The following is a 12,515-nucleotide window of genomic DNA, read 5'->3' on the forward strand; positions in this document are numbered from 1 at the left end:
CCCTCGGAGGTCTCCATCATGCCCGCACCGCGCGACCGGTGCCCGCCTCCTCACGCCGGCCGCACCGGCAGGGCAGCTCCGGCGGGCACTCGCACTCCCTCTCCAGCGGGTGCCAGCCGGTGCCGTTGGCCAGGCTCCTGGCCCGGTTCCACCTCGCGTGCCTGGCTCCCGGCCGCGGGCCGGCCAGCAGCGCGGCCAGGTCGGCGGCCAGCGCCGCGGGGACGAGCCGCCGGGGGACCGCGGACGCCACGTCGTGCAGGACGCCCAGGCGGGCGGGCAACTGCGCGGGCGTGGCGGCGCGGACCTGGCGGACGGTCTCGTACAGCCCGGCGACGGCCGCGTGCCCGGCGGGATCCAGGCCCAGCGTCGCCGCCAGGGCGGCCGCGGCGGTGGAGGCGGCGGCCCGCTCGTTCGCGCCGATCGTGCGGCTCTCGTCCACCTGGTACGTCAGCAGCCCCTCGTCCGGGCGGCCCGCCTGGCTCGCCGCGCGGATCTCGACCGGGATGGGCGGGCGGCCGGGGATCTCGATGTCGAGCAGGCCGGGACCGTACGTGCGGGCCCGGGCGCCCATGCGGGCGACGGCCCTGGCGACGGCGTCGGCGGCTGCCGTCTCGGGCAGCGCCGGGCTGCCGCGCAGCGCGGTGACGTGCTCGGGGGCCAGCTCGCCGGCCCTGGCGAGCGCCACGATCCTGGCCGCCGCACCCGGCTGCCCGGGAGCGAGCCCGGCCCTCTCGGCCTCGGCCCGGACGGCGTTGGCGTCCGGGGCGCCCGCCGTGATGCCGCCGAGCGCCGCCGCGATCGAGCCCTGCGCGGACGGCTCCCCGTCGATGAGGCCGCGCAGCCTGGCGAGCGTCTCCGCGTCCGGCAGGCCGGCGATGTCCGTCGCGCCCGCCGTTCCCGGTCGGGCCCCGGGCGGTGGGGACGGGTGCCAGGGGGCGGGCGGCGGGGTGGCGCCGCGGCGCGCGATGTCGGCGGCGAGCACCTGGATGGCCTGCGCGATCAGGTCCTTGGCCGACGGGTCGGTGGTCCTGCGCCATTTGCCCGACAGCTCGCCGTGCTCGGCCAGCCGCGGCAGGAGGCAGTGGTCGGTCCCCTCGTGCAGCGGCGACAGCGCCCCCCTGACCATCCCCTGCGGCGTGCCGGCCAGCAGCGCGGCCCGCACCTGCACCATGTGGGAGATCTCGTGGACCAGCACCGCCGACACCATGAGCGGATGCACGCGCGGGGCCATCCACAACACGTGCGGGTCCTCCTCGGTGCCCGCGTGCAGCTCGGTACGCGCGAGGAGCCGTTCACCGGGGTTGCCCACCCGGACGACCGTGTGGATGTCGGGCCCCCACGGCACCTGGACGGCGAGCCGGTCGTCGCCGTTCGCGCGGATGTTCGCCACCGCGCCGCCGAAGGCGGAGGGCGAGACGTCCTGCCCGACGACCTCGGCGGGTGTCACGTCGGGAACGCCCTCCGGACGCGCCGTAGCGTCGAGCGGGCTGCCGGGGAGCTCCGGATCGGTCACCGACTGCGGAACCGTCGCCTGGGAGGTGCTGCCGCCCTGCGGCTGGGCCGGCGACTCGTCGTCGGAGACCTGCCAGACCGGCTCCGGGTCCGGCGGGAGCGCGCCCCTGCTCTCGAGCTCGGCCGCGACCTTCTGGGTGAACGTCCCCGGGACGAGGAAGTCCGTGAAGATCTCGCGCAGGTTCAGGTCGTTGCGGTCGGCCGCGTCCAGGAGGTGGGGCGGGAGCGTGGAGAACGCCTCGGCGAAGCCGCCGTCGACGGCCTCGGCGCGGCTGCCGCCGTCGGTGTCGCCGAGCACGAGGCCGTCGGGGGTGGCCAGGTAACGGCGCTTGACCGTCCTGCCGTCCGGTCCCTCCTCGTACACGTGGACCCTGGCCACCTTGCCCCGCTCGCGGGCCGCGACGCGGGCGTCCTGCAGAACCTGGATCAGGCCGCTGCGCCCGCGCTTCGGGCGGAAGGTGAACCTGGGCAGGTCATCCATGGGCGGCGCGACACGCACGCCGGCCTCCATCCTGGCGTGCAGCTCGGCGAGCTCCTCGCCGAAGATCGTGATCATGGCGGTGCCGCCGGCCTTGCCCGGCAGGTGCACGACGTCCTTCCTGGGCAGGACGTCGCCGCGGCGGTGCCGCTGCACGCGTTCGAAGGTCAGGTCGTAGTCCACCCTGACGCGCACGGTGTAGAGCTTGCCGGTCTCGAACATGCTGCGCTCGCGGCGCGCTCCCTGATGGGCGGCGGCGCTCTGCGCCGACTGCGCCCCGTACCGCTTGGAGAAACCGACTCCGAGCGCCTTGAAGCTGGTGCCGCCGGACGCGCCCAGGGGCAGGACGTGACCGCGGCCGACGGACACGTTCTGCGCGTCGGCCCGCCGGTCCACCTCGCCCTTCTCGCCGTCGAACGGCCCCGCCACGACCGTGAGGTCCGACATGCGCGCCTGGAGCGTGACGTCCACGCCCTGGTTGCGGAACTTCGGCTCGGCGGTCTGCGGCACGACGTCGCCGTCGCGGCCCGCCGCCCGCTCCAGGCCGGTGATCAGTCCGGAGTGCGACAGCCAGGCCGACAGCTCCCCGGCCCGTTCCTTGGTGGCGGCGTGGCCCGTCATCCTCGTCAGCTGGGCGTCGACCACGTCGAACAGCGCGTCCCTGTCCATGTCCTCGGACAGGGCCTCGGGGAAGTGGCCGGGCTCCAGCTCCACCCGGCGCGGGTCGATCACGCCGGGAACCGGGCCCGGGTCCTGGTCGGCCCTGCGCACCATGTCGCTCGGGATGCCGCGCTGCAGCTTGACGTCGTACTCCAGGCTCACCGCCGGGCGCCTGCGCCACAGCCGGATCGTCGCCAGCTTGGCCTTGCCGAGCGCGGAGACGAGCTTGGAGAACTGCGCCCTGACCAGGCCGGTCGCCCGGGGCAGCCGCCTCTCCAGCGGCAGCGGCCGCACGTGGGCGGGGCCGGTGACGACCTCGACGACGAGTCTCATGTCCTGCTCGACCGTCGTCAGGCCCTTGAACCTGGCCAGCCGCTGCAGCCTCATCCGGTTCTCGCTGTTGCTGCTGGAGTAGGAGCGGCCGCGGCTGGTGGACAGCCCGCCCGTGTTGTCGCCGTCGCTGTCGGAGTCGCCGTAGTCGAGGCCCGCGGAGTGCGAGACGGAGTACGCCTCCGTGTGCGACAGCTCCTTGGCGCGGTAGCGCTGCAGGATGATCCCGTCCTCGTCGGACTGGTCCACCAGCACCGCCTTGCGCGGGTCCGTGCCGGGGGCGGGCTCCATCCGCACCCGGACGGTGACCGCCTTGGCCGCCCTGCTCTCGCGGCCCACGTGCACGGTGTACTCCCGCTCGAGCCCGCGTCGCGACCAGATGTCGTCGAGGTGGACCTCCGCCTGGTCGTTGTCGAGGTCGTTCGCGATCTGCCCGCGCAGGTTCGGTGTGCCTCTCACGGCGCCCGGGACCGCGGCGTCGACCGCGCTCAGCACCACGTCCATGATGTTGACGGGGTTGCCCTGGCCGTCGGTCACGTCGAACGCCTGCGGCAGGCTCACGCCCATGCCGTTCTCGTACTGCGGGGCCACCACGACGTCCTTGAGGCGGTCGTTGACGTCCTTCGCCTCGCTCAGCGCGTTCTCGAGCCCGCTCCGCGCCGTGAGCGGATCGGCCGCCGCGGCCGCGACGGCGGGGGCGAACGTGTCGCCCAGGTCCGCGACCTTCTTGAGCGCTTCCAGCAGCTTGGCGGGGGTGTGTCCCGCGCCGATCCCGATGTTCTCGCCGCGGGACAGCGCGTCGCCGCGGGCCTTGACGTACCGCATGACGAGCGGCACCGCGAGAGTCCGGTGGGGTTTCATGCTGCCGTTGAGGAACCGCTCGACCGCGTCGGCCAGCACGGGCAGGGGCAGGGAGAGCTCGCCGTCGGCGTACATCCGCAGCGCGTCGTGCTCGGGGACCGTGAACAGCCCGTTGCCCTGGCTGTGGAGCATGCGGCTCTTCCACCCGCCGGCGTGATGGCCGGTCGGAACGGCGCGGCTGGTGCGCAGCTTCACCTCGACGTCCACGGGCACCTGGAACCGGTACTTCCTGGCGACCGAGATCCCCAGGAACTCGGTGCCGAAGATGGCCACGAGCGCAGTCGTGATCGCCCTGACCCGGGAGCGCGAGGGCAGCTTGAGGGTGCCGGAGTCGCTGGTCGTGCCGCCGTCGTCGGAGTCGGCGAGACTGTTCATCAGGCCGAGTGCGAGGTTGTTCGAGCCGCCCCAGGAGATGCCCACGCTGCGCAGGGCGAGCATGATGCGGCCGGTCACCGAGTCCACGACGTCGACCAGGCGCGCCTCGCCGAGCTCACCCCGCACCTCCAGCGACGCGCGCGCGGGCGCGATGCCGTCGGGGTCGAGCACGAGGTCCCTGCGGACGGGACGGCCCGCGAACAGGTGGGAGGCGAGGAAGTGCCGGCTCAGCAGGGGCCAGAGCTGGGCCAGCGGCGCCACCTTGTCCCGCAGGCCGCGCGGCAGGAGCTTCCAGATCTGCTTGATGTCGCCGAGCGCGGGGCCGGCGTCGAAGTGCTCCAGCGTCGCGCGCTTCATCAGCTTCTTCGTCGGCCTGCCCATCGAGCCGGTGAAGTCCGGCCCTCCGTCACGGGGCAGCATGTCGCCGGGCACCATCAGCAGGGGTTTGACGGTGCGGGCGTCGACCAGCTCCTTGATCTCGCCGTTGTGCACCAGGTGAACCTCGAGCCTCGCCGTGGTCTCGAGGTTCGCGGTCTGCTTGTTCTGGCCGTCCTCCTCCATGTCGACGCTGTTGACCATGCTGGAGGTGCTGGTCCCGGCCGAGTACGACCAGTCGGCGCCGCCGTTCAGGCCCGCCTTGTGCGTGATCCCGTCCTGATGCTCGGGTGGCCCGTCCGTCTTGACCGCCGAGGCGCCGGCGCCGAGCTTCTTGGACTGGTTGACGCCCCGCCCCGACGAGTCGCTGGCGATCTCGAGGTGCGTGCGCACCTTGTTGACCAGCCCCTTGGGGACGCCCCGGCCGCTGAAATCTTGCCGCACCACGATGTACAGCCCGTACACGTCGGGGGTGGCGTTGCGGCCGTGCCGCTGGAGGGGGATCAGGACGCCGCTCTGCGCCAGCTGGTCGAACCCGCTGCGGATGGCGCTCTCCACCAGGTGAGCCGCGACCTGTTCCTCGTTCAGGAACTGGCCGGCGCGGACGAGCGCGTTGGAGTCGTACTGCGGCACCCCGTTGACGATCTTGGCCACGAGCCCGAGCTTGGCGAGCTCCTCCAGCACCTCCTCCTTGAGGTCGGCCACCCCGGCGACCTCCCGGACGTCGGTCGGGCCGGCGCCGCGCATCTGCCGGGGGCCGTCGCCGAGCCACTCCGGCAGCTCGCTCTTGCGGCCGGGGAGCCGCCCGTGCCGAGGGGAGTCACGCAGGACGATGTTGCCTTCGGCGTCCAGCTTCGGCTTGCCGTTCTCCAGGACGAACGCGTCCACGGGCACGGGGTCGCCGGCGTGGAGGGCGTCCAGCACCTGCAGGCGAACCAGCAGCTCCGTCGTGAACGGCCCCAGCTCCACCGGCTTCTTGCCCGGCCGCTCCACCGTGAAGGTGATCTCGGCCTCCTTGTGGTAGGCCTGCGAGAGCCCGGTCCGCTTGTCCACCGCCGGGTGCACGGCCACCTGGCCGGCCGAGGACGACGACGACCGCGACACCGGCCTGCGCCCCTCGAACTCGGGCCTGACCACGTCGGGATGGTAGTCGCCGAGGGGGCCGAGGACGTCCATGCCCTGCAGCACGTCGTGGTTGATCCCGACGGAGGCCTTGCCGCCCAGCGATCCGCCGTACTCGACCGAGGTCGATGAGGTGGCGGTCTCGGTGAGCACGCCCTCTTCCAGGACTTCCGCGGTGGCAGCGCCCACCATCCTGGTCTCCCCAGGAACGAGCCGGCTCGTGGCCGTGATGCGGACGTCGGGCTCGCCCTTCACGGCGAGGATCGCCGACAGGCCGGTGCGCGTCTTGCCGAAGCGCGCCTGCACCTCCTGGGTGACGAACTTGCGCAGATCCCGGCGCGCGTTGGTGCCGATCCTGGCGAACTCGCCGCCGAGCTTGCGGGCGAGCTCGTCGAAGGCCGCCTCCAGGCCGGTCATGGAGATGACCTCCTGGTTCGACACCGGCCTCTTCCGCGTGGCCTCGGGGTTCGTCATCTTCAAGGTCTGCTTGACGTCGTCGAGCGTCGTCGTCCTGCGCGACTCCTGATCGACGTAGGAGTGCCACACCCAGATCCGCTGGGTGGTGGTGTCGCCGGGATCCCCGGAGCTGACCAGGACGGGGGCGCTCCACCCGTTGCTCTTCCTGGTGCGTACCTCCACGGACCACGTGGCCTTGGCGTCGAACAGCATCGACTCGCTGCGGTTGTCGGCGACCGAACCGCCCTGCTCGAACATGCTGCTGCCGCTGGAGGCCGACCAGCTGCGCCCGTGGCTCGCGCCGACCCCGACGGCGAACATCTCGGCCAGGAGCCTGGGCGTGCTGCCCACCTGCAGCAACGGCGTGAGCGGCGCGCTGCTCAGGTCCACCGTGGTGCCGGTGCCGCCCGACTTCGTGGCGCTGTACGTCTGGCCGGTCTGGTAGAACATGCCCACCGTCGCCTGGGACGCCACGACCGCCGGATCGATCACCTCCACCAGGTCGGACAGGGTGAGCCTGATCCGCACCTCGGCGGCGTTCCTGCCCCAGCCGGTGCTCAGCACCAGGCCGTCACCCGACACGACCTTGTGGAAGTCGGCGCGGATGTAGTTCTCCAGTTCGTCCGGGGTGTACCGCCTGGGGGCCCCCTTCTCCTTGAGGGCGTCGTTGACCCTGTCGGTGAGCACGTTCAGATGCGCCAGCCTGCCGGTGGGCATCGCCTCCGGCATGGAGAACGGGTCGGGCAGCGCCTTGGCCAGCGCCTCCAGGTACCGGTCGTGCGTCCGCCCGGCCTCACTCAGGTTGGCCGCGGCGGTGGCCTCCATGCTCATCTGGCCGGGCTGCGTCGGCGCGGGGGCGTGCGGCGCCGCCGCGCGCACCCGCGCGTACCGCTCGTACGCCTCCCTGGCCTTGGTCGCCTCGTTCAGCGCGGCCTCGTACGCGGCGGCGATCCTGATGTGCCGGCCCTGCCTGTTCCTGTGGCTCTGGGCGTCCGCCTCGGCCGTGTCGGCGCGCAGCGCCGCGCCGCTGTCCTTCTGACCCTTGGCCTCCTTGGCCTCCTTCGCGGCTTCGCGGGCCGCCTTGCCGGCCTCCTTCGCGCTCGCCTTCTTGTCGTCCCTCAGCCGGGTCAGGGCCTGTTCGGCGTCCGCGAACCGCCTGGCGATCTCCTGCGCGGCCTCGGCGCTCAGGTCAGGGCCGGGCCTGCCCACTTCGAGGCTCGTCCGCACGGCCCGGGGGCCGGTCGCCCAGGGCGGGAGCGGGGGTGTGACCTTGCGCCGGCGCAGGTCGTCCAGCACGCCCTGGATGTCACCCGCCAGCAGGTACTTCTCCTGAAGGGTCGAGGCGCGCTCCCACTTGTCCGTGAGGAGTTCCAGCTCGTTGCGCCGGCCGGGCACGCACTCGTCGGTGGTCTGCCGGCCGTCGCCGGCTGCCCGTGTCCGGCGCAGCACGCCCTGCCGGCCGCTGCTCTGCTCGGCCGCCAGGCGCTGCAGCGTGTCGGTGATCTCGTGCAGCCAGACCCTGGAGATCTGGTCGGTGGCGATGCGGGAGGGGAAGCTCACCTCGTGCAGCTCGACCGTGCCCGGGCCGGCGGGGGCGGCCGGGTCGGCGATGGTGGCCGCCCTGAGCGTGGTCTGCCCCATCATCTCCTGGTCGCGAGGGCCGACGACGGGGCGGAAGTGGTGGGTGCCGTTCGCGGTGCGGACCACCAGGATGTCGCCGGACCAGAACAGCTCCAGGACCGTCTCGGCGGCGTGCTGGAAGTAGGTGGCGAGCAGTTCGGCCGTGGCCTGCTTGAGCTCGTCCAGGGTGACGTCGGTGGGACGGCCGCTGTCGGTGACGTACCGGGTGCCGGGGATCGGCGGGGAGGTGACGGTGCCGGGCTGGCTGGTGTGCGCCGCCGGAGGTGCGATGCCGGCGGGGGCGTCGGACGACAGCCTGTCGTCCGACACGGCGATCAGCACCAGGGCGGACGCATCCACCACCAGGTCCGCATAGTTGTCGATCACGGCGGCACGGATGTCGAGCACGCTGCGCAGGCGGGCCATGGTGGCGCTCGACAGGACGCGGTGGCCGTTACCATGCGGGACGATCACCTCTCCGGTGGGGCCGATCAGCGCGCCGGGGAAGGTGCTGTCGAGCGCGTCCAGCAACGCCGACCGCGCCCTGAGCGGTGCCGGGACCGTCGCCGGGATCGCCGGCATGCTCCCGTCCGGGTCGGCGTCCGACCTCCCGGACGGGGCGTTGGCGATCTGCGAGGGCTGGTCGGCGGGGGCGTGGTCGTCGCTCGGGCCGGGCGCGGTGTGGTCGTCGGGGTGCGCCCCTTCCCGCGTGGCGCTCTCGTCGTCGCGCGCTGTGTCGTCGCGCGCCGTGTCGTCCTGGGCCGTGTCGTCCTGCGCCGCGGAGCTCTCGTCGGGGTTGCCGGGCGACTGCTGCGCCGCAGGATCCGCCGGCGGGTGCACGGCGGCCGGGTCCTGCTCGTCCTGGCCGTCGTTCTGGCCCTCGTTCTGGCCGTCGTTCTGCGCCGGAGCGGCATCCGTGTCGGAGAGCGTGGCGTCCGGATCCGGCCCTTCCTCCTGCCGGGCCTGGGTGTCGGTCGTGGCCGGGCGGCGTTCCGGTGTGGTGTCCGTGTCCGCGCGCGGGGCGGTGTCGGGGCGGGTGTCCGTGCCGGGCTGCCGGTCCGGGGTCTCGTCAGGGGCAGGCGTGACGGCGGGCTGGTCCGGGGAGGTGGAGCGCCGGCGGGTGGAGACGTCCGCGTCCGGCTGACCGGCGCCGGGACTCTGGTTGCCGGCTGCCGGGGTGGTGGACGGCCCCGGCGACGGGACGGTGACCAGGTCGGGGTTGCGCTGGGCGCCGGGCTGGTTGCTGTCCGGGCCCGAGGGCCCGCCGCCCGTCGGGACAGGGCCGGTGGAGGGGCCGGTGGAGGGGCCGGTGGAGGGGCCGGTGGACGGGCCGGTGGACGGGCCGGCGGACGGGCCGGCGGACGGGCCGGCGGCGCGGGCCTCGTCGGCACGGGCGGCGGCGTCGTAGGCCGAGGCGAGCGTGGTCAGCGGATGGGCCAGCGCCGTGGCCACGTCGGGGTTGAACGGGCTGATGCTCCCGGTACGCCCCACACCTCCGAGGAAGGCCCCCGTCATGGACTCGGCGGTGAACGGGTTCTGCCACTGCCCGTACACCAGCCCGTTGCCCAGCAGGCTGCCGGCCGGCGAGGCGATCACGTTGGTCAGGCCGGTCGTGAGCGCGCGGCCGGTGAAGCCGGGCACGACCCGGTTGACCCGGGAGACCGGCCCGGCCACCACGGTGCCGGTGACCGCGCCGCCGCCGGCCCCGAGGGCCGTGGCCGCCAGCATCTTCCAGTCCAGCTCCTTGCGGGTGCCCATCTCGATCTGCTGCTGCTGGGCCTTGTAGGCGATGGTGAACTCCTCGCCGATCTCCTCGATGAGCTCCTTTCCGATCGGCGAGGCCAGCAGCCGGACGAGCGCGCCGCGCCCGGTGGCGCCGCTCAGCGCGGCCACCCTGGCCAGCCGGGCCGCGCCGATCTCGCGGCCGGCGATCGTGGCGAGCCTGACCAGGATGCGGCTGATCGCGGTCCGGGCCGCGGCCGCGTACGGGCCGATGAGCGCGGTGGAGGCGCCGGCGCTGAAGAAGGCGACGATGAGGGCGATGGCGATGGCGATGACGGTCACCCAGAACGCCACGTTGATGGAGAGCTTGGAGTACTGGGTCTCCACGGCGAAGCCGTTGACCTGCTGCGCGTAGGCGCGGGCGTTCCTGCTCACGCCGGTGATGCCGCCCTCGGCGCCGTACAGCCGGCGGGCGCGGGTGACGAAGTCGGCGGTGGCGGGGGCGCTCCAGCCGGTCACGATGGTGCGGGTGGCCGAGCCGGCGGGCTCGACGGACTTCGTGCTGCCGTCGGACAGACCCGCGTACGCGTGCGCCAGCGCGGACAGGCCGCTCTCGCTGGCGCCCGGCCACCTCTGGCCGGCCGCCAGCATGGGGATCAGCCAGTAGACGACCCAGTCGGGCAGCGCCTCGGTCTCCCAGACCGGCTGGACGTCGGAGTCGATGCTGACGACTTCCTGCTCGGCCGGCACCGCACCGCTGGTCTGGACGTGGCTGTCCCCCGAGTACGCCATGGGGCTCTGCTCAGACTTCGCGCGTCATGCGCGTGAGGTCGTGGTCGATGTCGGCGTCGGTCTGCCGGGTGTTGTCGATGGCGTGGCGCAGCCGGTCGCCGGCGTCCACGATCTCCTCGGCCAGCCGCTTGCACTGGTTGATCATCTCGGTGGGCCCGCCGTCGCGCAGGTGCGCCTGGTGGAAGGCGTCGCCTTCCGCGCCGACGCCCCAGGGCATCGCGGCCAGGCACTTCTCGACCTCACCGACCAGCTTGGGCAGCGTCCGGCTGACCTCCTCGGCGTTCGTTGACCAGGCGGTCATGCCGCGGTCCACGACCGATCTGGCGATGAACGCGCCGTCCCAGCGCTCGTTCACCGGCCACCTCCCATGTCGTTGGCGAGCCAGGCCATGACGGTCTCGACGTCGCCGTCGAGGTGTGCCTTGAACTGGTCGGCGGGGATCACCCGCTCGAAGATCTCGATGACGCGCTGCTGGGCCGCCTCGGCGGCCTTGCGTGCGGTGTCGGCGATGGTGTCGGCCAGGGCGCGCGCGTCGGGGCGCCGGTAGATGCGCGGGTCGAGGTCGAGACGGATCAGCTCGCCGCGCGCGCCGACGGTGACCGAGACCAGGCCGTCGCGGGAGGTCTCGGTGGCCTGGACGGCCTTCGCCTTGGCGTGCAGCTCCAGCCCCTCGTCCTGCAGCCGGTTGAACATCTCGCGCAGCTCGTCCGCGTACGCCCGCATCGCCGCCACATCGGGCCGCTCCGGTGACCCCATAACCCCCTCGCGACATTCGTCCGTTGTTACGCCACACCTGCCTTACTGGTCAGTTTCCGTCACATGAACACCAGGTATCAAGGTCTTAGCCTAAAAGTGATGATTTTCGGCGGTGATCGGCACGATCTCCTCGCGCAGCTCCATCACCTCCGGCCGGGGTGCCCATGCCCGCCACACGCCGCGCTCCACCCGCTCCAGCCCCAGCTCGCGGGCGCTGATCGCGGATCCGCCGAGGTATTCGAGCAGCAGCAGCCCGTCCCGTTCGTCATGTACGTGGAACCACTCGCCGCGCCAGCGGCACACGACGGTCACGAAGTGCAGCCAGTCGCACTCGGTCACCGGGACGGTACGCACGTGACAGCCCGGCTCGACCTCCTCGAAGCCGTCCAGCGGCTCGCCGCTGCGCAGGCGTACCCACAGCTCCAGGGCGTGCGGCTCCGGGCTGGCCGGGTAGTCGGCGCCGCGCCAGCGGGCGCGGTAGAAGTGCCAGGACGTCACTAGCGCCTCCCGATCAGCAGCCAGCGCCGCAGGTCGCCGTGGTAGATGGCCCGGCGGTGCTCGGTGCCCTCGTGGGTGAGCTCCCAGATCTCAGCGCCGTGGGGCAGGCCGACCCCGTACACCTTGTACTCGCGGACGACGTGGTCGACGCTGGGCACCAGCCCCATGCCGACGAACGGCGGCTCCTCGACCACCCAGCCCGCCACGGCGTCCCTGCCCTGCTCGTCGGTTCCCCCGTACGGCGTGTGGTAGAGCTCCAGCCCGACGGGACGCCAGCGCAGGATGTTCAGCGACCCGCTCTCGGTCAGCAGGTCGGGGCACCCCAGGACGCCGGCGAGCAGCGCAGGCGTGGCGATGTGCGAGACGTCGAGCGCGTGGTGGCAGTAGCCGGACACCCTCGGCTCGCCCGTGGACAGCAGCTGCGGGATCTCACCGGCCGGCAGCAGCTTCTGCACCACCGGCACCCCGGAGCCGGGGGCGAGCCGGAGGTCCTGGACCATGGTGGGCACGGCCAGGCGGGCGACCGTACCGGGATCCAGCAGGAACGACACCCGCATCCCCGGGTTGACGGCCAGCCCCCAGCTCAGGTCGGGCCAGCCGGCGGCCAGCTCGGGCAGCGAGGCGATCCGGCAGTGCGTCGCCGCCCCGCCGGAGACCAGCGTCATCGCCTCGACGGAGGTGAAGGCCATCAGCCAGGTCCGTTCGGCGTCGGCGATCGTCGCCCAGGCGGGCGGCTCCGTGCCCGCCGCCGCGGCGGCGGTGATCGGCAGCGCGAGGTCGGCCTCACGCAGCAGGCTCAGGCACAACGCCTGCCGCCCGTCCCGGTGCGCGGCCCACAGCCGCTCCTCGAACGGGCCGGCCGGTGGTTGATCATCGGCAGTCATTCGCCCATTTTGTCCTCTTCGCCAGGTACGTAGCGACGAGGGAGGGTTGCTCCCCGTTCTCATCGAGCCGACGA

5 protein-coding genes are annotated in these 12,515 nt (G+C 73.0%); all 5 read right to left on the reverse strand.

Annotated features, from left to right (window positions below):
- Positions 1-16: 16 nt before the first annotated feature.
- Positions 17-10,303, reverse strand: coding sequence for a hypothetical protein (locus tag AB0I79_RS39290; RefSeq protein WP_357884666.1), 10,287 nt, complete (start codon positions 10,301-10,303; stop codon positions 17-19).
- 10 nt (positions 10,304-10,313) lie between these two features.
- Positions 10,314-10,658, reverse strand: a complete 345-nt coding sequence (locus AB0I79_RS39295) for a hypothetical protein (protein ID WP_357884668.1) — start codon at positions 10,656-10,658, stop codon at positions 10,314-10,316.
- On the reverse strand, positions 10,655-11,026 hold the full coding sequence (locus tag AB0I79_RS39300) for a YbaB/EbfC family nucleoid-associated protein (protein ID WP_357884670.1): 372 nt from the start codon (positions 11,024-11,026) through the stop codon (positions 10,655-10,657). Before AB0I79_RS39300 ends, AB0I79_RS39295 begins: the two co-directional genes overlap by 4 nt.
- A gap of 123 nt (positions 11,027-11,149) precedes the next feature.
- Positions 11,150-11,557, reverse strand: a complete 408-nt coding sequence (locus AB0I79_RS39305; protein ID WP_357884672.1) for a hypothetical protein — start codon at positions 11,555-11,557, stop codon at positions 11,150-11,152.
- Complete coding sequence (locus AB0I79_RS39310; protein ID WP_357884674.1) at positions 11,557-12,441, reverse strand: SseB family protein; 885 nt, start codon at positions 12,439-12,441, stop codon at positions 11,557-11,559. The genes AB0I79_RS39305 and AB0I79_RS39310 overlap by 1 nt, the downstream gene beginning before the upstream one ends.
- Positions 12,442-12,515: the final 74 nt, after the last annotated feature.

Origin of the sequence: Nonomuraea sp. NPDC050202 (genome assembly GCF_040656115.1) — a bacterium.
Classification (GTDB): Bacteria; Actinomycetota; Actinomycetes; order Streptosporangiales; family Streptosporangiaceae; genus Nonomuraea.

Bases quoted from the DNA above. Each gene is read 5' to 3' on its own strand.
- AB0I79_RS39290 (WP_357884666.1), bottom strand. From the start codon at position 10,303: ATGGCGTACTCGGGGGACAGCCACGTCCAGACCAGCGGTGCGGTGCCG.
- AB0I79_RS39300 (WP_357884670.1), bottom strand. From the start codon at position 11,026: ATGCGGGCGTACGCGGACGAGCTGCGCGAGATGTTCAACCGGCTGCAG.
- AB0I79_RS39310 (WP_357884674.1), bottom strand. From the start codon at position 12,441: ATGACTGCCGATGATCAACCACCGGCCGGCCCGTTCGAGGAGCGGCTG.